17 protein-coding genes are annotated in these 18,755 nt (G+C 67.3%); 12 read left to right on the forward strand and 5 right to left on the reverse strand.

Translation table 11 applies throughout. The features are described 5' to 3' along the window. The first annotated feature begins 83 nt into the window (after positions 1–83). Genes PMI12_RS12350 through PMI12_RS12365 form a run of 4 tightly spaced genes read left to right on the forward strand, consistent with a single transcriptional unit; the run spans position 84 to position 4,577 of the window. Positions 84–1,109, forward strand: a complete 1,026-nt coding sequence (locus tag PMI12_RS12350; protein WP_042673286.1) for an ABC transporter ATP-binding protein — start codon at positions 84–86, stop codon at positions 1,107–1,109. After that, positions 1,106–2,137 carry a dipeptide ABC transporter ATP-binding protein gene (locus PMI12_RS12355; RefSeq protein ID WP_007832674.1) on the forward strand — a complete coding sequence of 344 codons (1,032 nt, stop codon included), beginning with the start codon at positions 1,106–1,108 and terminating at the stop codon, positions 2,135–2,137. The genes PMI12_RS12350 and PMI12_RS12355 overlap by 4 nt, the downstream gene beginning before the upstream one ends. A gap of 37 nt (positions 2,138–2,174) precedes the next feature. Continuing rightward, entirely contained in the window at positions 2,175–3,806 is a 1,632-nt protein-coding gene (locus PMI12_RS12360) for an ABC transporter substrate-binding protein (RefSeq protein ID WP_007832675.1), read from the forward strand. 3 nt (positions 3,807–3,809) lie between these two features. Beyond that, a complete protein-coding gene (locus PMI12_RS12365; RefSeq protein ID WP_007832677.1) occupies positions 3,810–4,577 on the forward strand; it encodes a 5'-methylthioadenosine/adenosylhomocysteine nucleosidase in 768 nt (255 codons plus the stop codon). Here PMI12_RS12365 and PMI12_RS12370 read toward each other — a convergent pair. Beyond that, complete coding sequence (locus PMI12_RS12370; RefSeq protein WP_007832679.1) at positions 4,570–5,322, reverse strand: YoaK family protein; 753 nt, start codon at positions 5,320–5,322, stop codon at positions 4,570–4,572. The two genes, PMI12_RS12365 and PMI12_RS12370, sit on opposite strands and share 8 nt — an antisense overlap. Positions 5,323–5,379: 57 nt before the next feature. Continuing rightward, a complete protein-coding gene (gene corA, locus PMI12_RS12375) occupies positions 5,380–6,366 on the reverse strand; it encodes a magnesium/cobalt transporter CorA (RefSeq protein ID WP_007832681.1) in 987 nt (328 codons plus the stop codon). Between the two features lie 223 nt (positions 6,367–6,589). On the opposite strand from corA, the gene PMI12_RS12380 reads away from it, so the two are divergent. The 4 genes from PMI12_RS12380 to hprK all read left to right on the forward strand — a co-directional run bounded on the left by PMI12_RS12380 (position 6,590) and on the right by hprK (position 11,130). Further along, positions 6,590–8,710, forward strand: a complete 2,121-nt coding sequence (locus PMI12_RS12380) for an ATP-dependent helicase (RefSeq protein WP_007832686.1) — start codon at positions 6,590–6,592, stop codon at positions 8,708–8,710. 329 nt (positions 8,711–9,039) lie between these two features. After that, positions 9,040–9,369 carry a ribosome hibernation-promoting factor, HPF/YfiA family gene (gene hpf / locus PMI12_RS12385; RefSeq protein WP_007832687.1) on the forward strand — a complete coding sequence of 110 codons (330 nt, stop codon included), beginning with the start codon at positions 9,040–9,042 and terminating at the stop codon, positions 9,367–9,369. 189 nt (positions 9,370–9,558) lie between these two features. Beyond that, positions 9,559–10,026: a PTS sugar transporter subunit IIA gene (locus PMI12_RS12390; RefSeq protein ID WP_007832688.1), complete on the forward strand. Its 468-nt coding sequence runs from the start codon at positions 9,559–9,561 to the stop codon at positions 10,024–10,026. A 144-nt stretch (positions 10,027–10,170) separates the two neighbouring features. After that, positions 10,171–11,130 (forward strand): HPr(Ser) kinase/phosphatase, encoded by a 960-nt coding sequence (hprK, locus tag PMI12_RS12395; RefSeq protein WP_007832689.1) that lies wholly within the window; start codon positions 10,171–10,173, stop codon positions 11,128–11,130. A 103-nt stretch (positions 11,131–11,233) separates the two neighbouring features. Here hprK and fur read toward each other — a convergent pair whose 3' ends face one another. Next, complete coding sequence (fur, locus tag PMI12_RS12400; RefSeq protein ID WP_007832691.1) at positions 11,234–11,653, reverse strand: ferric iron uptake transcriptional regulator; 420 nt, start codon at positions 11,651–11,653, stop codon at positions 11,234–11,236. A gap of 91 nt (positions 11,654–11,744) precedes the next feature. On the opposite strand from fur, the gene PMI12_RS12405 reads away from it, so the two are divergent. From PMI12_RS12405 to PMI12_RS12420, 4 genes are all read left to right on the forward strand, one after another. Further along, positions 11,745–12,308 (forward strand): outer membrane protein assembly factor BamE, encoded by a 564-nt coding sequence (locus PMI12_RS12405; RefSeq protein ID WP_007832693.1) that lies wholly within the window; start codon positions 11,745–11,747, stop codon positions 12,306–12,308. 111 nt (positions 12,309–12,419) lie between these two features. Further along, entirely contained in the window at positions 12,420–13,262 is an 843-nt protein-coding gene (gene dapB, locus PMI12_RS12410) for a 4-hydroxy-tetrahydrodipicolinate reductase (RefSeq protein ID WP_081502647.1), read from the forward strand. Positions 13,263–13,276: 14 nt separating this feature from the next. Continuing rightward, entirely contained in the window at positions 13,277–13,972 is a 696-nt protein-coding gene (locus PMI12_RS12415) for a MotA/TolQ/ExbB proton channel family protein (RefSeq protein WP_007832697.1), read from the forward strand. A 14-nt stretch (positions 13,973–13,986) separates the two neighbouring features. Further along, a complete protein-coding gene (locus PMI12_RS12420) occupies positions 13,987–14,460 on the forward strand; it encodes an ExbD/TolR family protein (protein WP_007832699.1) in 474 nt (157 codons plus the stop codon). Positions 14,461–14,595: 135 nt separating this feature from the next. On the opposite strand, the gene PMI12_RS12425 is transcribed toward PMI12_RS12420, so the two are convergent. Next, positions 14,596–17,079, reverse strand: coding sequence for a glycogen/starch/alpha-glucan phosphorylase (locus PMI12_RS12425; RefSeq protein WP_007832700.1), 2,484 nt, complete (start codon positions 17,077–17,079; stop codon positions 14,596–14,598). Positions 17,080–17,215: 136 nt separating this feature from the next. Next, complete coding sequence (gene glgA, locus PMI12_RS12430; RefSeq protein WP_007832706.1) at positions 17,216–18,685, reverse strand: glycogen synthase GlgA; 1,470 nt, start codon at positions 18,683–18,685, stop codon at positions 17,216–17,218. Positions 18,686–18,755 lie beyond the last annotated feature (70 nt).

Consider the following 18,755-nt stretch of genomic DNA (forward strand, 5'->3'; position numbering starts at 1 on the left):
AACCGGCTTTGCCGGGCCGCAGGTATCGCCCCCTGCAAGGGGGTCGGCGCAGCGACACGAAGTGCGCGAAGACTGGGGGTGAGATGAGTCTCCTGGACATCAAGGACCTGCACGTCGAGTTCCCGACGCAGGGCGGCGTGCTGCATGCGGTGGACGGCGTGAGCCTCACGCTCGAAGAAGGCGAGGTGCTCGGCATCGTCGGCGAGTCGGGTTCGGGCAAGAGCGTCACGATGATGGCGCTGATGGGCCTCGTCGGCTTTCCGGGCCGCGTGCGCGCCGAGCACATGCGCTTCGCGGGCAAGGACCTGCTCGGCATCTCCGACAAGGCGCGCCGCGCGTTGGTCGGCAAGGAGGTCGCGATGATCTTCCAGGAGCCGACCACCAGCCTCAACCCCTGCTTCACCATCGGCTTCCAGCTCATGGAAACGCTGCGGCTGCACCTGAAGCTCGACAAGCGCGAAGCGAAGAAGCGCGCGACCGAACTGCTCGAGCAGGTGGGCATTCCGGCCGCATCGTCGCGCCTGGGCAGCTATCCGCACCAGCTCTCGGGCGGCATGAACCAGCGCGTGATGATCGCCATGGCCATCGCCTGCAATCCGCGCCTCCTGATCGCCGACGAGCCGACCACCGCGCTCGACGTGACCATCCAGGCGCAGATCCTCGACCTGCTGCGCGAGCTGCAGAAGGAGCGCGGCATGGCGCTGGTGCTCATCACGCACAACATGGGCGTGGTGAGCGAGATGGCGCAGCGCATCGCCGTGATGTACGCGGGGCAGGTGATGGAGCACCAGCGCGTCGACCGGCTCTTCGCATCGCCGCAGCATCCGTACACCGAGGCCCTGCTGGCGGCGCTGCCGGAACGCGCTGCGCCCGAGGGGCGGCTCGCCACCATCAGCGGCGTGGTGCCGGGCGTGCACGACCGGCCCGCGGGCTGCCTGTTCGCGCCGCGCTGCGGCTACGTCACCGAGCGTGCCTGCCAGGTGCGGCCGGCGCTGCGCGAATCGCAGGGCGCCGAGGTGCGCTGCCACTTTCCGCTCGGCGAACCGGGGCGCATGGCGGCCATCGCGCAAGACCCGCCGCGGCAACAGGCGATCGAGGTGCTGCCATGAGCGGGACATCGAACGCCGTTTCGACCGAAGTGGTCGTGGAGGCGAGCAACCTCCAGCGCACTTACGACATCCGCCGCGGGCTGTTTCGCGCGCCCGCGCACCTGCGGGCCGTGGGCGACATTTCCTTTCGCATCGAGCGCGGGCGCACGCTGGCCGTGGTCGGCGAGTCGGGCTGCGGCAAGTCGACGCTGGCGCGCATGGTCGCGCTGATCGAGAAGCCGACCGCGGGGCAGCTCACGCTGGTGGGGGCCGACGCGGTGAACCCGCCGTCCGAACGCAGGCGCGAGCTGCGCCAGGCCGTGCAGCTGGTGTTCCAGAACCCCTACGGCTCGCTCAATCCGCGCAAGAAGATCTCGACGGTGCTCGAGGATCCGCTCGCCATCAACACCACCATGGGCAAGTCGGAGCGCGCCGCCAAGGCCGGCGACATGCTCGCGCGCGTGGGCTTGCGGCCCGAGTACGCCAACCGCTACCCGCACATGTTCTCGGGCGGCCAGCGCCAGCGCATTGCCATCGCGCGCGCGCTGATGCTCAACCCGCGCCTCCTTGTGGCCGACGAGCCGGTGTCTGCGCTCGACGTGTCGATCCAGGCGCAGGTGCTCAATTTGCTGGCCGACCTGCAGGCCGAACTGGGCCTGGCGTACCTTTTCATCTCGCACGACCTGGGCGTGGTGCGCCACATCGCGCACGACGTGCTCGTGATGTACCTCGGCCACGCGGTGGAGCAGGGCCCCAAGTCGCGCATCTTCGCGCGGCCGCTGCATCCGTACACGCAGGCGCTGCTGGCGTCCACGCCGGGGCTCAGCAGCCGGCGCATCGTGCTCAAGGGCGAGCTGCCGTCGCCGCTGAGTCCGCCTCCCGGCTGCGTCTTCAGCACGCGTTGCCCGCACGTGCAACCGCGCTGCCGCGAGGAGCGGCCGCTGCTGCGCTTACTCGACGAACGTCTGGTGGCCTGCCACTACGCCGAGCAGTTTCTCGATGGCGCGGCCCCCGTGCGCGCCGATGGTCCCGTGCTCGCCGCGCCGTAGGCGGCGGCTTTTCTCAACCCTGTCTCAAGGAGTCCCCATGAAGACCCAGCCCACCGTTTCGCGCCGCTCACGAAGCCTGGCGCTCCTGGCGCCGACAGCGCTTGCAGCCCTTACCCTGGCCTGCGGCGCGGTGTCTGCCAAGACGCTGGTGTATTGCTCCGAAGGAAGCCCGGAGAACTTCTACCCCGGGATGAACACCACCGGCACCTCGTTCGACGTGACCACGCAGGTCTACAACACCATCGTCGAATTCGAGCGTGGCGGCACCAAGGTCGTGCCGGGCCTGGCCGAGAAGTGGGACATCTCCGCCGACGGCACGCAGTACACCTTCCACCTGCGCAAGGGCGTGAAGTGGCACAGCACCAGCAAGAGCTTCAAGCCCACGCGCGACTTCAACGCCGACGACTTCATCTTCATGCTCGAGCGCCAGTGGAAGGAGAGCGACCCGTTCTTCAAGGTCACGAGCCAGAACCACTCGTACTTCAACGACATGGGCATGCCCAAGCTGCTGAAGACGGTGGACCGCATCGACGACTACACGGTGAAGATCGTGCTCAACCAGCCCGAGGCGCCGTTCCTGGCCAACCTGGCGATGCAGTACGCCGGCATCCAGTCGAAGGAATACGCCATCGCCATGCTGAAGGCCGGCACGCCCGAGAAGGTCGACCAGGACCCGATCGGCACCGGCCCCTTCTACCTCGTGCAGTACCAGAAGGACGCGATCATTCGCTTCAAGGCCTTCCCGCAGTACTGGGGCGGCAAGGCCAAGATCGACGACCTCGTGTTCGCGATCACGCCCGACGCATCGGTGCGCTGGGCCAAGCTGCAGAAGGGCGAGTGCCACGTCATGCCGTACCCGAACCCGGCCGACCTCGACGCGATCCGCAAGGACCCGAACGTTCAGCTGCTCGAGCAGCCCGGCCTGAACGTCGGCTACCTCTCGTACAACACCACGAAGAAGCCCTTCGACGACGTGCGCGTACGCAAGGCCATCAACATGGCGATCAACAAGAAGGCCATCATCGACGGCGTGTACCTCTCGACCGGCGTGGCCGCGAAGAACCCGATTCCGCCGACCATGTGGTCCTACAACGACGCGGTGAAGGACGACCCCTACGACCCCGAAGCCGCGAAGAAGCTGCTGGCGCAGGCCGGCTTCCCCGACGGCTTCTCGACCGACCTGTGGGCCATGCCGGTGCAGCGCCCGTACAACCCGAACGCCAAGCGCATCGCCGAGCTGATGCAGGCCGACCTCGCCAAGATCAACGTCAAGGCCGAGATCAAGAGCTTCGAGTGGGGCGAGTACCGCAAGCGCCTGCAGGCCGGCGAACACCAGATGGGCATGCTGGGCTGGACAGGGGACAACGGGGACCCCGACAACTTCCTCTACACGCTGCTGGGTTGCGCTTCGGCCAAATCGGCCAGCGGCAGCAACATCTCGAAGTTCTGCTACCAGCCGTATGAAGACCTCGTGGTGAAGGCCAAGAGCGTCACCAAGCAGGCCGAGCGCGACGCGCTCTACAAGAAGGCACAGCTCATCTTCAAGGAGCAGGCGCCGTGGTTCACCATCGCGCACGCGGTGCAGCTGAAGCCGGTGCGCAAGGAGGTCGTCGACTTCAAGCTCAGTCCGTTCGGCCGCCACACCTTCTACGGCGTGGATATCAAGTAGCCGATGCACGCGCCCGTTGCCATCGTCGCCGCGATGCACGAGGAGTTGAGTGCGCTCCTTGCGCAGATGCCCGACGAGCAGCGCGTGCGCGTCGCCGGCCGCGACTTCTGGGTCGGCCACCTGCAGGGCCAGCCCGTGGTAGCGGTGCTGTCGCGCATCGGCAAGGTCGCGGCGGCGGTCACGGCCACGGTGCTGCTCGAACGCTTCGGCGTGCGGGCCGTCGTGTTCACGGGCGTGGCGGGCGGGCTCGCGCCGGGCGTGCGCGTGGGGGACGTGGTGGTCGCGACCGAACTGCTGCAGCACGATCTCGATGCATCTCCGATCTTCCCGAAGTACGAAGTGCCGTTGATGGGCCTGTCGCGTTTCGTTGCGGACCGCGTGATCGGCGATGCGCTGTCGGGCGTCGCCGCCAGCGTGCTGCGCGATCCAGTGGCACTGACGGGACGGGCGGCCGTCGAAGAGTTCGGCCTGCAGTCGCCGAAGGTGCACCGGGGCCTGCTGGCCAGCGGCGACCGCTTCGTGTCGACCACCGCCGAGAGTGAAGCGCTGCGGCGCGATCTGCCCGATGCGCTTGCGGTCGAGATGGAAGGCGCGGCGGTGGCGCAGGTGTGCCACGACTACGGCGTGCCCTTCGCGGCCATGCGAACGATCTCCGACCGCGCGGACGACGAAGCGCATGGCGACTTCGCGCGCTTCGTCTCGCTGGTCGCGAGCCGCTACAGCCTCGCGCTGGTCGGCGCCTGGCTCGCCACGCTGCCGGCCGTCAGCTGAGCGAGGCGCCGCGCCGCGGAATGTCGCGCAGCAGCGGCGGTATCGACAGTGCGAGCAGCAGCGCGGCCAGTGGCACGACGCAGACAAACCCCACGTACTTGAAGCCGAGCGCTCCCACCGCCCCGCCGAGCACGAACATGCCGACCAAGCCGCCCGCGCGGCGCATGCGGCGGCGGTCGTGGCGCACCGCCATCGGGGCGGATCCGGCGCGGCCGTTCCAGTAGAGCATCTTGCCGATCTCGATCCCCATGTCGGTGATGTTGCCCGTCATGTGGGTGGTGCGGATGCTGCCGCCCGAGGTCTTCGACGCCACCGCGTTCTGCAGGCCCATGATGAAGGACAGCAGCAGCACCGTGAGCGGCACGGCGAAGGGCGTGGGCCAGGTCAGCGTGATCGCGCCCATGAGCCCGAATGGGAACATCAGCGCAGCTTCGAGCATCAGCGGCAGGGCGTAGACGCCGTGCATGCGGTGCTGCCGGCCCCAGTTCACCAGCATGGCGCAGACCGCGGCGCCGGTCACGAAGGCCAGGATCGCGCCGAGCGCGTTCAGCAGCAGCTTGACGTTGCCCAGCACCATGCCGTCCGCCAGCTGCGAGGCGAAGCCGGTCATGTGCGAGGTGTACATGTGAAGCACGAGGAATCCGCCCGCGTTGACGGCCCCGGCATTGAAGGCCAGCAGCAGGCCCAGCGCGGTGTTGGTCGACGGCGCGCGGTGGCGGTTGGTGAGGAAGCGGATTCTGCGCACTGTGGCTCTCCGGGTCAGCGCTTGCTGCCAGCCACTCTAGCACCCGCCGCGCGGCGCCTACTTGAGCCAGCCGCGCCGGCGGAAGTACCACATCGGCACCAGCGCGCTGGCCGCCATCAGCACGATGGCATACGGATAGCCCAGCGACCAGTCGAGCTCGGGCATGAACTTGAAGTTCATGCCGTAGATGCTCGCGATCAGCGTGGGCGGCAGCAATGCGACGCTGGCCACCGAGAAGATCTTGATGGTCTTGTTCTGGTTGATGTTGATGAAGCCGACGGTCGCATCCATCAGGAAGTTGATCTTGTCGAACAGGAAGGCCGTGTGGTTGTCGAGCGACTCGATGTCGCGCAGGATCTGCCGCGCCTCCTCGAACTGCTCGGCGTTGAGCATGCGGCTGCGCATCATGAAGCTGACCGCGCGGCGCGTGTCCATCACGTTGCGGCGGATGCGGCCGTTCAAGTCTTCCTGGCGGGCGATGGCGCCCAGCACCTCGCCGGCCAACTCGTCGCTGACGTTGCCCTCGAGCACTTTCTTGCCCGCGATCTCGAGTTCGTCGTAGATGTTCTCGAGCGTGTCGGCCGAGTACTCGGCGTCGGCATCGAACAGCTTGAGCAGTACTTCCTTCGCGTCCTCGATGAGCCCGGGCGCGCGGCGCGCGCGCATGCGCAGCAGCCGGAACACGGGCACGTCCTCGTCGTGGATCGAGAACAGCACACCGCGGCTGCGAAGCTCGGTGTTGTGCTGGTTCAGGATGAACGCCACGCGCACCGAGCGCGGATCTTCGTCGTCGTCGATCAGGAAGTCGGAGCGGATGTGCAGCTCGCCGTTGTCTTCCTCGTAGAAGCGGGCCGACTCCTCGATGTCCTCGTCCATCGCGTCTTCGGGAATCGAGAGGCCGTAGTACTGCTTGATCCAGCGCTTCTCTTCGAGCGTGGGCGACTCGAGGTCGACCCAGATCGGCTGGAACCTGGAGAGCTCCTCGAGCGACTCGATCTCTTCCTGGACGAGGCGGCCGTTGGCGAGCGTAAAGATGTTGAGCATGGGCTCACTCCCGGGTATGACTGAAACGTTGGGCGAGGGAGGGGCGCTTTCAATTCCCGGGCCCGACGCGCGAAAAAAGCGTCAGTGAAAGGGAGTTGAAAGCTGCCGAGACGGGGCGGTTTCCATAGGAAGAATCTCCGGTTGCAGCGAGGCGCGATTATGTCACCGGCCACATGGCTGCCCCATGCTTGGGCTGGACGGACATACAGTAAAGTCGCTCTCCATGCAGACCGCTGCGCTCCCTGTTTTTCCCGCCGCGCCGAAGACCCAGGCCGAGCGCCTGGCCGCCGCGCTTGCGACGCTCAACGATGCGCAGCGCGCTGCGGTCGAGCATGGCGTGGGTGCTGCGATAGCCGAGCGCGACGAGCGGCCGCTGCTCGTCATTGCCGGCGCCGGCTCGGGAAAGACCAGCACGCTGGCGCACCGCGTCGCACACCTGATCGCGGGCGGTGTCGATCCGCAGCGGCTGCTGCTGCTGACTTTCTCGCGCCGCGCCGCGCAGGAGATGGAGCGCCGCGCCGGCCAGGTGCTGGCGCGGGTGCTCGGCCTGAAGTCCGAGGTGCCGCCCGCGCTGCCGTGGGCCGGCACCTTCCACGGCATCGGCGCGCGGCTGCTGCGCGAGTACGCGCCGCAGATCGGGCTCGGCGAGAACTTCACGATCCATGACCGCGGCGATGCCGAAGACCTGATGGGGCTGGTGCGCCATGAGCAGGGCCTGTCTTCCACCGTGAACCGTTTTCCGCGCAAGGGCACCTGCCTGTCGATCTACTCGCGCTGCGTCAACACGCGCGCGCCGCTGGCCCAGGTGCTGAAGGAAGCCTTTCCCTGGTGCGGCGAATGGGAGGCCGAGCTGAAGAAGCTGTTCGGTGCGTATGTCGAGGCCAAGCAGCAGCAGAACGTGCTCGACTACGACGACCTGCTGCTGTACTGGGCCGGGATGGCCGCCGAGCCCGCGCTGGCCGCGCACATCGGCGCGCGCTTCGATCATGTGCTGATCGACGAGTACCAGGACACCAACCTGCTGCAGGCCTCGATCCTGCTGGCGCTCAAGCCCGATGGACGCGGGGTGACGGTGGTGGGCGACGACGCGCAGTCGATCTACTCGTTTCGCGGCGCGACGGTGCGCAACATCCTCGACTTTCCGTCGCAGTTCACGCAGCAGGCCAGAGTCGTCACGCTGGAGCGCAACTACCGCTCGACGCAGCCGATCCTGGACGTCTCGAACCGCGTGATCGTGCAGGCCGCCGAGCGGCACGCCAAGACGCTGTGGACCGACAAGCCCTCGGCCGGCAAGCCGCTGCTGGTGCTCGTGCCCGACGAGGCCGGGCAGGCACGCTGGGTGGCCGACAAGGTGCTGGCGCACCGCGAAGGCGGGCTGGCGCTGAAGTCGCAGGCGGTGCTGTTCCGCACCTCGACGCACAGCGCGGCGCTCGAGCTCGAACTGGCACGGCGCAACATCCCCTTCGTGAAGTTCGGTGGGCTCAAGTTTCTCGAGGCCTCGCATGTGAAGGACCTGCTCGCGGTGCTGCGTTTTGCGCAGAACCCGCGTGGGCGCATGGCGGGGTTCCGTGTGACGCAACTGATACCGGGCATAGGCCCCGTGACCGGCGCGCGGCTGCTCGATGCGATGGACCAGGCGGCAGACCCGGCCGCGGCAGTGCGCGACTTCGTGCCACCGGCCCCTGCTCGCGCGCAATGGGGCGACTTCGCTGCAGCCTACGCCGCCTTGCGCGCGCCGGCGCTGAAGTGGCCGGCCGATGTCGAACTGGCGATGGCCTGGTATCTGCCGCACCTGGAGCGCCTGTACGAGGACACGTCCGGCGTGCGACGCGCCGACGTCGAGCAATTGGCCCGCCTCGCCGCCGGGTATGCCTCGCGCGAACGCTTCCTCGCCGAACTCACGCTCGACCCGCCCGAGGCCACCAGCGACCGCCCGGGCCCGCCGCTGCTCGACGAGGACTACCTGATCCTCTCGACCATCCACTCGGCCAAGGGGCAGGAATGGAACTCCGTACATGTGCTCAACGTGGTCGACGGCTGCTTGCCGGCCGACGTGGCGCAGAGCGCGCACGAGCTGGAAGAAGAGCGCCGGCTGCTCTACGTGGCGATGACCCGGGCGCGCGACCACCTGCACCTGCTGGTGCCGCAGCGCTTCCACATCACGCAGCAGGCGGCGCGCGGCGACCGGCACCTGTATGCCAACCGCACGCGCTTCATTGCCGAAGCCGATCTGGCCGGCTTCGAGCAGCAGACCTGGCCCCCTCCGCCGGAGCGGCCGCCGGCCGTGCCGCCGCCGAGTGCGGTGATCGACCTGCGCAACCGGATGCGCGCGGCCTGGCGCTGACTGGGCAGCCGCCGGCCCTTCCGGCGGCAGGGTCACGCGCTGCCGGAAGATGAAACACTTGTTCCGGATGAATCGCCGCATCGCCTGCCCTGCGCGCGGCAGATGCTATCGATTCGCTAGCGTGTGAAATGCCGCACACAAAGCGCAGAAACCCCGGGCAACTCAGGTATTGCAATACCGTGACAGCTTGGGCATAGTGAATCGAACTTGCCCTCTGCCTTCTTCTTTTCTTCCCCCCGCCCTCTCTCTCACAACTCCCGTTTCTCGCCGGCCAAGCTGCATTCCGCAGTGCGGTCATTTCCCCAACCGTCAATTCCAGGAGGTCATTCATGAATTTGACGATCAGCGGTCATCACCTCGACGTCACACCTGCCTTGCGCACCTACGTCACGAGCAAGCTGGACCGGATCACCCGACATTTCGACCAGCTCGTCGATGTGAAGGTGATCCTCACGGTGGAAAAGCAAAAGGAAAAGGAACGCCGCCAAAGGGCGGAATGCAACATCCACGTCAAGGGCAATGACATGTTCGCGGAATCGAGCCACGCTGATCTCTACGCCGCGGTCGATGAACTGGTCGACAAGCTCGACCGCCAGGTGGTGCGCCACAAGGACCGCCTGCAGGACCACCATCACGCCGCGCCCAAGCGCGTGATGTAGGAGGAGCCCTCGGGCTCGCATCCAAGGCCGCCTTCGGGCGGCTTTTTGTTTTCCGACTGCAGCGGTGGGGCTTTGGCAAGCTCCCAGAGGGCGCGCGAGGCCTCTGGGCAACATGTAGACAGAAAGTAAATAGGGGGACTGGGGGTTTTTACCAAGCGGGTGCATAATCGCCCCCGCCCTGCACCCACCATGAATCGCCTCGCGTCCATCCTGCCGCCCGCTCAAGTGCTTGTGAGCGTTGACGCTACCAGCAAGAAACGTGCTTTCGAAGAAGCCGGCCTGCTGTTCGAAAGCCTTCACGGTCTGGGCCGTGCCCTCATCACCGACAGCCTGTTTGCGCGCGAGCGCCTCGGTTCCACCGGTCTGGGCCATGGCGTGGCCATTCCGCATGGCCGCATCAAGGGCCTCAAGGCGCCGATGGCGGCCGTGTTCCAGCTGGCCAATCCCATCGGCTTCGACGCACCCGACGAGCAGCCCGTCGCGCTGCTGATCTTCCTGCTGGTGCCCGAAGCGGCCACGCAGAAGCACCTCGAAATCCTCTCTGAAATCGCCGAACTGCTGAGCGATGCCAGCCTGCGCGAACAGATCAAGTCCAGCACCGACGCGTCCGTCCTCCACGGCCTGATCGCTGGCTGGCAATCCACGCAAGTCGCCTGACCTGTGGCTCGCCCCCAGGCTTCGCGCACTTCGTGTCGCTTCGCCAACCCCCTACCGGGGGCAATACCAGCGGCCCGGCAAAGCCGGTTCCGCGGTATTCTGGCCTGCCCCAACTCTGGTGCGTGAGCGCCGTCTCCTGAACGCATGAAGCCGACCGTCATCAGTGCCGATGCCATGTTCGAGGAGTTCCGCGGGTCGCTCCGCTGGGAATGGCTCGCAGGGCTCGGCGCTTCAGAACGCCAGTTCGACTCCGAAGTCATCAGCCGGGCCCAATCGGCGGCCGACCTCGTCGGCTACCTCAACTACATCCACCCCTACCGCGTGCAGATCCTCGGCGCCCGCGAGGTGGCCTATCTGACGCGCGGCAGCGAGGAAGACTGCGCCCGGCGCATCGCCCGCATCGTCACGCTGGAGCCCCCGATGCTGGTGCTGGCCGACGGCCAGGCCGCGCCGGACGAACTGCTGTCGATCTGCGAACGCGCCCAGCTGCCGCTGTTCGCCACGCGCGAGTCGTCGGCCTTCGTGATCGACCTGCTGCGCGCCTACCTGTCCAAGCACTTTGCCGAGCGCACCTCGATGCACGGTGTGTTCATGGACATCCTGGGCATGGGCGTGATGATCACGGGCGAATCGGGCCTGGGCAAGAGCGAGCTGGGACTGGAGCTGATCTCGCGTGGCAATGGCCTTGTGGCCGACGATGCGGTCGACCTGTTCCGCATCAACCAGAACACCATCGAAGGGCGCTGCCCCGACCTGCTGCTGAACCTGCTGGAAGTGCGCGGCATCGGCCTGCTGGACATCCGCGCGATCTTCGGCGAGACGGCGGTGCGCCGGAAGATGCGGCTCAAGCTCATCGTGCACCTCGTGCGGCGCGACAGCTTCGAGCGCGACTACGAGCGCATGCCATCGGCGCCGCTCACGCAGGACGTTCTGGGCATTCCGGTGCGCAAGGTCATCATCCAGGTGGTGGCGGGGCGCAATATCGCCGTGCTGGTGGAGGCGGCGGTGCGCAACTCGATCCTGCAGCTGCGCGGCATCGACACCTATGCCGACTTCGTGGCGCGCCACCACAAGGCGATGGAAAACGGCCGCGAAGGGGACTGACCGGTTGGGGGTATGCGGCCGCCGCCGGGCCGCCCCAAGGCGGGCCGCGCCTCCCCCTCGGGGGGGATTTACACGCAGCGAAGCGCAGTGAAAAGCCGGGGGGTCAACGTTTCTTGGCGCAGTCCCCGCAAAGGCCGTACAGCGACATGGCATGGTCCTGCAGGATCCAGTCCTTGTCCTTGGCGATCATCTGCTGGCGGCGTTCGATCTCGGCGTCGTAGAACTCCTCGACCTTGCCGCACGAGGTGCAGATCAGGTGGTCGTGGTGCGTGCCTTCGTTCAGTTCGTAGACCGCCTTGCCGCTTTCGAAATGGCTGCGCTCGAGGATGCCGGCCTGCTCGAACTGCGTGAGCACGCGGTAGACGGTGGCCAAGCCGATGTCGGAGTGTTCGTTCAGCAGCACGCGGAACACGTCTTCCGCCGTCATGTGCCGTTGGCTGCCGGTCTGGAAGATCTCGAGGATCTTCAGGCGTGGCAAAGTGGCCTTGAGGCCGGTATTCTTGAGTTCGTCGATGTTGGCCATGTGATTCCTGCGCCCTGGGCTGCGGCAAAGGCCCTGAAAAGGGCCAGCCGCTACAATGGCCGATCATATCGCTACCCCCCTTTTTCCTCCCATGCCTGCCATTCTCCAACGCCGTCCCTGGCTGCTGGTTGCTGCCGTTGCCGCAACGCTCTGCCTTGGTGCCTGCAGCGGTTTCAGCGATCGCACGCGTGGCGCGCTGGCCGCCGTCACTCCGTACAAAGTCGAAGTGGTGCAGGGCAATTTCGTGTCGAAGGAACAGGTCGCGGCGCTCAAGCCGGGCATGTCGCGCCAGCAGGTGCGTGAAATCCTCGGCACCTCGCTGTTGAACGACGTGTTCCACGCCAATCGCTGGGACTACGTGTTCACCATTCGCCGCCAGGGCGTGGACCCGCAGGAACGCCACCTGACCGTGTTCTTCAACGGCGAACTGCTCGACCGCTTCGAGGGCGACGAGATGCCCAGCGAGGAAGAGTTCGTCGCCACGCTCGACACCCGCAAGAAGTCCGGCAAGGTGCCCACGCTCGAGGCCTCGGAAGACGAGCTCAAGAAATTCGCACCCTCCAAGGACGAGAAAAAAACCGACTCCGCCGCGGGCGCATCGGCCTCCCTGCCGCCGCTGCCGGCTGCCTATCCTCCGCTCGAAGCCGCGCGCTGAGCGCGGCGCGAGCAGCATCGGCAGCGGGCGGCGCCCGCCGAGCCAGGCGGCGTCCGTCCCGTGTGCATGCATGCCATTGGCCGTTTCGAAATCCTCGAAGACTGAATCCGCGTGACTGAATCCAACTCCACTCCTGCCAATTCCACTCCCGCGCCACGCCGCATCGCCGTCGCGGGAGCATCCGGCCGCATGGGCCACATGCTGATCGAGGCGGTGCGCAATGCGCCTGACCTGCGCCTGGCCGGCGCGCTCGACATTGCCGGCAGCCCGGCACTCGGCACCGATGCCGGCGCCTTCCTGGGCTTCGAGAGCGGCGTGTCCATCGTGTCCGAACTGCGCGCAGGCCTGAAGGACGCGCAGGTGCTCATCGACTTCACCCGCCCCGAAGGCACGCTTGCGCACCTCGCGGCATGCCGCGAGCTCGGTGTGCAGGCGGTCATCGGCACCACCGGCTTCAGCGACGCGCAGAAGGCCGAGATCGCCGAGATCGCGAAAGACATCGCGATCATGATGGCGCCCAACATGAGCGTGGGCGTCAACGTCACCTTCAAGCTGCTCGAAATGGCGGCCAAGGCCATGTCGACCGGCTACGACATCGAGATCATCGAGGCGCACCACCGCCACAAGGTCGATGCGCCCTCGGGCACCGCGCTCAAGATGGGCGAAGTCATCGCCGATGCGCTGGGCCGCGACCTCAAGGACTGCGCCGTGTACGCCCGCGAAGGCATCACCGGCGAGCGCGATCCCTCCACCATCGGCTTCTCGGCCATCCGCGGCGGCGACATCGTGGGTGACCACACCGTGCTGTTCGCGGGCACCGGCGAGCGCATCGAGATCACCCACAAGTCGTCGAGCCGCGTCACCTACGCGCAGGGCAGCCTGCGCGCGGTGCGCTTCCTGGAGGGGCAGCGCGCCGGCCTGTTCGACATGTACGACGTGCTGGGCCTGCGCTAGCTCAAGGGACATCGATGAGCGTGCTCGAACTGCTGACCCATGGCGACGGCGTCAGCCGTTCGGTGGCGGCGCTGCTGCTGGCGATGTCGGTCGCGAGCTGGGTCATCATTCTCTGGAAGGCGTGGCTGCTGCGCGGCGGCACGCGCGATGTGCTGCGCAGCATCGCGGCGTTCTGGCAGTCGTCCACGCTGGCCGACGCAGAGCAGAAGCTCAAGGCCTTCGACCGCGCGACGCTCGTGTCGCCTGCCGTGTCGGCCATCAAGAGCGTGGCCGCCGGTGCGCCGGCCGGCACGCTGGGCGCCACGGTCGACCGCAACCAGCGGCTCACGCGCGTTCTGCGCGACGCCCTGCACGGCGCGCTGCGCCGGCTGCAGGCGGGGCAGATTCTGCTCGCCACGGTTGGCGCTACGGCGCCCTTCGTCGGATTGCTGGGCACGGTCTGGGGCATCTACGGCGCGTTGACGGGCATTGCCGGCCAGACCGGCGGCTTCACCATCGACAAGGTGGCAGGCCCGGTCGGCGAGGCGCTCATCATGACGGCCTTCGGCCTCGCCGTGGCCATTCCGGCCGTGCTGGCCTACAACGTCTTCGGCCGCGTCATCGGCCGCATCGAAGCCGAGCTCGAAGGCTTCGCGCACGACCTGCTGGGCAGCTTCGGTGAGGCGGCCGGGCCCGCGGCACCGCCGCCGGCGCGGCCGATGCCGGTCTAGGGAGCGCACGCGCCATGGCCTTCGGTCGCACTTCACTGGGCAGCAGCGCCGCAGGTGGCGGGCGGGCCATGGGCGCCGGTGCGCAGCGGCCGCTGTCCGACATCAACGTGACGCCCCTGGTCGACGTGATGCTGGTGCTGCTGGTGATCTTCATCATCACCGCGCCGCTGATGGCCAGCTCGATCAAGCTCGACCTGCCGCAGACCGATGCGGGCCAGCCCAACGACACGCCCAAGTTCGTGAGCCTGTCGGTCGACGCCTCGGGCAAGGTCTTCTTCAACGACAAGGCTGTGACCGACGAGGAACTGGCGCAGCAGCTCGAAAAGGCCGCCGCCGACAGCAAGGACACCGAGGTGCAGCTGCGCGCCGATCAGGCCGTGCCCTATGGCAAGGTGGTGGCGCTGATGGGCATCGCGAACAAGGCAGGGCTGAGCCGCATCGGATTCGTGACCGAGGCAGAGCCGGCAGGCGAGAAGAAGCCGCGCTGACCCTGTCTTGCTCCTTCCCCCTCTGGGGGAAGGCTGGGATGGGGGCTCGGCGGCATCGGCGGCTGCGCGGCGGTGGAGGCCGTCAGCCCCCACCCCAACCCTCCCCCAGCGGGGGAGGGAGCAAATATCGGATGCTCAGCTCAACACCACCGGCTTGGTGTGCCAGATCTCATGCGCGTACTGCGCAATGGTGCGGTCCGACGAGAACGCCCCCATCCCCGCCACATTGAGGATCGCCATCCGCGTCCAGGCATCCGAGTCGCGGTACAGCGCATCGACCTCGGCTTGCTTGGCCACGTAGCTCGCATAATCGGCCAGCAGCAGGTAGTGGTCGCCCCAGTTCACCAGCGCGTCGTAGATGCCCTGGTAGCGCGCCGGTTCGCCCGCTGAAAACGCGCCGTCCCGGATCGCGTCGAGCACGCGCTTGAGTTCAGCGTTCCCTTCGTAGATCTCGCGCGGCTGGTAGCCCCGCGCGCGGATGTCGGCCACTTCGGGCGTGGTGTTGCCGAAGATGAAGATGTTCTCCGGCCCTACGTTCTCGCGCATTTCCACGTTGGCGCCGTCCAGCGTGCCGATGGTCAGCGCACCGTTGAGCGCGAACTTCATGTTGCCGGTGCCCGATGCCTCGGTGCCCGCCGTGGAGATCTGCTCCGACAGGTCGGCCGCCGGCATGATGGTCTCGGCCAGGCTCACGCTGTAGTTCGGCAGGAACACCACCTTCAGCAGCTTGCCCACGCGCGCGTCGGCGTTGATGGTGCTGGCAACGTCGTTGATGAGCCGGATCACCAGCTTGGCCATCGCGTACGCCGACGCCGCCTTGCCCGCGAACACCACCACGCGCGGCACGATGTCCAGCGGCGTGCCCGCGGCCTGCGCGTCGAGGATGCGGTGGTAGCGCGCCACCACGTGCAGCACGTTGAGCAGCTGCCGCTTGTACTCGTGGATGCGCTTGACCTGCACATCGAACATTGCGTCCGTGTCGATGTCGATCTTGAGGTGCTGCTCGACCCAGTTGGCCAGTCGCAGCTTGTTCTCGCGCTTGGCATGGCGGAATGCGCGCACGAAGGCCGCTTGCTCGGCCATGGGCCTGAGCGCCTCGAGCTGCGACAGGTCGCGCCGCCAGCCCTTGCCGATGCGCTGGTCGAGCAGCGCCGCCAGCGGCGGGTTGGCCTGCGCGAGCCAGCGGCGCGGCGTGACGCCGTTGGTCTTGTTGTTGAAGCGCTCGGGAAAGATCTTCGCGAAGTCCGAGAAGATCGACTGCTTCATCAACTCCGAGTGCAGCCCCGACACGCCGTTGATCGAGTGGCTGGCCAGCACCGCGACGTAGGCCATTCGCACGCGCCGCTCGCCCGCCTCGTCGACCAGCGACAGCCGGCGCATCAGTTCCACGTCGTTGCCGACTTTCTGCGTCACGGCGGCCAGGAACTTGGCGTTGATGTCGTAGATGATCTGCAGGTGCCGCGGCAGGATGCGCCCCAGCATCTCGACCGGCCAGGTCTCCAGCGCCTCGTGCATCAGCGTGTGGTTGGTGTAGCTGAACACCTTCTGCGTGTGCGCCCAGGCCATGTCCCATGTGAGGCCGTACTCGTCGAGCAGCAGGCGCATCAGCTCCGGCACGGCGAGCACGGGGTGCGTGTCGTTCAGGTGGATGCTGACCTTTTCCGAGAGCTGGTCGAAGGTCTTGTGGTTGCGCAGGTAGCGCCGCAGCAGGTCCTGCACGCTCGCGCTGCAGAAAAAATACTCCTGGTGCAGCCGCAGCTCGCGGCCCGAGGGCGTGGAGTCGTCGGGGTAGAGCACGCGCGAGACGTTCTCCGAGTGGTTCTTGCTTTCCACCGCCTGCATGTAGTTGCCGCGGTTGAAGGCCGAGAGGTCGATCTCCTCGGTGGCGCGCGCCGACCACAGCCGCAGCGTGTTGGTGGCCTGCGTGCCGTAGCCGGGAATGATGGTGTCGTAGGCCACGGCCAGCACATCGTGCGTGTCGACCCAGTCGGCCGCGCCGTAAGGGGCGTTGGTGCCTTCCCGCTTCTGCACATGGCCGCCGAAGCGCACGCGGTAGTTCACCTCGGGCCGCTGGAACTCCCACGGGTTCCCGCGCGTGAGCCAGTAGTCGGGTGTTTCCACCTGCTGGCCATCGACGATGCGCTGGCGGAACATGCCGTATTCGTAGCGGATGCCGTAGCCCATGCCCGGCACGCCCAGCGTGGCCATCGAGTCGAGGAAGCAGGCGGCGAGCCGCCCCAGGCCGCCGTTGCCCAGCGCCGCGTCGGGTTCGCGCTCGGCCAGTGCGTCCATGTCGACGCCGAAGTCGGCCAGCGCCTCGCGCACGGTGTCGTAGAGGTCGACCGCCAGCAGCGCGTTGGTGAAGGTGCGCCCGATCAGGAACTCCATCGACAGGTAATAGACGCGCTTGAGGTCCTGCGCGTAGTTGGCGCGCGTGGTCATCATCCAGCGCTCGACCAGCTGGTCGCGCACGGCCTGCGAGGTGGCGTTGAGCCAGTCGTCCTGGCTGGCGGCGACCGGGTCCTTGCCGACTGCGTAGATCAGCTTGTTGGCCACCGCGCGCTTGAAGGCTGCGACGTCGCGGTCGGGGTGGTCGTAGGCGAAGTCTTTGATCGTCATGATTGGCGCTCTTCGGGGTGGGTGATGGTGTTTTGCTGCCGTGCGTTTGTCTTGGGTGCGTGCGAATGACACCGAGTGCTCCCCTGCGCGTGAGCGCACCCCGAATCACGAACGCATCGAATCGAGAAGAGGCGCGTCATCCCAGTGCCTGCCGATAAACGTCGATGTACTGTGCCGCCGCAGTGGCCCAGTCGGCGGGCCGGCGCATGGCGTTGCCCCGCACGCGCCGCCAGTCGGGCGCGCGTTGGTACAAGGCAAAGGCGCGGCGCACGGCGCGTTCGTAGCTCTGGACATCGAAGCTGTCGAACACGAAACCGGTGGCGCCCCCACTGGCGAGGTCTTCGAGCGAGCTGTCGACCACCGTGTCGGCCAGCCCGCCGACGCGGCGCACCAGCGGCAGGCTGCCGTACTTGAGGCCGTACATCTGCGTGAGGCCGCAGGGCTCGAAGAGCGAAGGCACCAGCGTCACGTCGCCCGCACCGAACAGCTGGTGGGCCAGCGTCTCGTTGTAACCGATGGTGGCACTGACCGACTGCGGCGCGGCCGCCGCGCGCTGTCTGAAGGCTTCCTCGAGCCAGGCCTCGCCGCTGCCCAGCAATGCGAGCTGGCCGCCCTGGGCGAGCAGCGCGTCGAGCCCGCCGAGCACCAGATGCAGCCCCTTCTGCTCGGTGAGCCGGCTCACGAGGATGAAGAGCGGCGCATCCGGCCGATCGGCCAGCCCCAGCTGGTGCTGCAGCACCGACTTGCAGCGCGCCTTGCCGGCCATGTGGCGGCCTTCGGGCGTGTGATAGCCCTGCACCAGCGCGGCGTCGGTCGCCGGGTTCCAGACCTGGTCGTCGACCGCGTTGAGGATGCCGGTGAGCGCGCTGCTGCGCAGCCGCAGCAGGCCGTCGAGCCCGCAGCCCTGCTCGGGCGTCTGGATCTCGAGCGCATAGGTCGGGCTGACCGTGGTGAGCCGGTCGGCGAAATACAGGCCGCCCTTCATGAACGAAACCTGCCCGTGGTACTCGAGACCGTTCATCTGGAATGCGGGGCCGGGCAAGCCGAGCTCCGCGAAGTTCCACGGCGCGAAGAGGCCCTGGTAGGCGAGGTTGTGCACTGTGAAGACACTGCCCACACGCGGGCCACCGGCCTGCCGCGCGAAGTGCAGGTAGGCCGGCGCGAGCGCGGCGTGCCAGTCGTGCGCATGCACGACTTCGGGCTGCCACAGCGGATCGAGCCCTTGCGCCAATTGCGCCGCGGCCCAGCCGAGCAGGGCGAAGCGGCGGTGGTTGTCGCCGTAGGGCTGGCGCGAGGTGTCCTCGTAGGGATTGCCGGGCCGGTCGTAGAGCACCGGCGCATCGATCACGTAGGCCGGGATGCCGGGCGCCCCGTCGATGTCGACATGCCCGAGGCTCAGCCCGAAGCGCTCGCCCCAGGGCGCGTCGAAACCGGCCACGGGCGCCAGGTCGCGCACGCCCGAGACGATGGCCGGAAAGCCCGGCAGCAGCACGCGCGCGTCCTGTCCTGCGGCCATGAGCGCCAGGGGCAGGGCACCGGCGACGTCCGCCAGGCCGCCGGTCTTGAGGAGGGGGAAGAGTTCGGCGCTGACCTGGAGGATTCGCATCGTCAGTGCTGCCTCCGTGCAAGGTGGGATGGCACAAAGACCTGGTTTCTTCCAGGAATACCGCGGAACC

This window comes from Variovorax sp. CF313 (genome assembly GCF_000282635.1).
Taxonomy (GTDB): Bacteria; Pseudomonadota; Gammaproteobacteria; order Burkholderiales; family Burkholderiaceae_C; genus Variovorax.

Bases quoted from the DNA above. Each gene is read 5' to 3' on its own strand.
- PMI12_RS12350 (WP_042673286.1), top strand. From the start codon at position 84: ATGAGTCTCCTGGACATCAAGGACCTGCACGTCGAGTTCCCGACGCAG.
- PMI12_RS12425 (WP_007832700.1), bottom strand. From the start codon at position 17,079: ATGACGATCAAAGACTTCGCCTACGACCACCCCGACCGCGACGTCGCA.
- hpf (WP_007832687.1), top strand. From the start codon at position 9,040: ATGAATTTGACGATCAGCGGTCATCACCTCGACGTCACACCTGCCTTG.
- corA (WP_007832681.1), bottom strand. From the start codon at position 6,366: ATGCTCAACATCTTTACGCTCGCCAACGGCCGCCTCGTCCAGGAAGAG.
- PMI12_RS12390 (WP_007832688.1), top strand. From the start codon at position 9,559: ATGAATCGCCTCGCGTCCATCCTGCCGCCCGCTCAAGTGCTTGTGAGC.
- glgA (WP_007832706.1), bottom strand. From the start codon at position 18,685: ATGCGAATCCTCCAGGTCAGCGCCGAACTCTTCCCCCTCCTCAAGACC.
- PMI12_RS12380 (WP_007832686.1), top strand. From the start codon at position 6,590: ATGCAGACCGCTGCGCTCCCTGTTTTTCCCGCCGCGCCGAAGACCCAG.
- PMI12_RS12415 (WP_007832697.1), top strand. From the start codon at position 13,277: ATGAGCGTGCTCGAACTGCTGACCCATGGCGACGGCGTCAGCCGTTCG.
- PMI12_RS12365 (WP_007832677.1), top strand. From the start codon at position 3,810: ATGCACGCGCCCGTTGCCATCGTCGCCGCGATGCACGAGGAGTTGAGT.
- PMI12_RS12420 (WP_007832699.1), top strand. From the start codon at position 13,987: ATGGCCTTCGGTCGCACTTCACTGGGCAGCAGCGCCGCAGGTGGCGGG.
- PMI12_RS12405 (WP_007832693.1), top strand. From the start codon at position 11,745: ATGCCTGCCATTCTCCAACGCCGTCCCTGGCTGCTGGTTGCTGCCGTT.
- hprK (WP_007832689.1), top strand. From the start codon at position 10,171: ATGAAGCCGACCGTCATCAGTGCCGATGCCATGTTCGAGGAGTTCCGC.
- PMI12_RS12355 (WP_007832674.1), top strand. From the start codon at position 1,106: ATGAGCGGGACATCGAACGCCGTTTCGACCGAAGTGGTCGTGGAGGCG.
- PMI12_RS12360 (WP_007832675.1), top strand. From the start codon at position 2,175: ATGAAGACCCAGCCCACCGTTTCGCGCCGCTCACGAAGCCTGGCGCTC.
- fur (WP_007832691.1), bottom strand. From the start codon at position 11,653: ATGGCCAACATCGACGAACTCAAGAATACCGGCCTCAAGGCCACTTTG.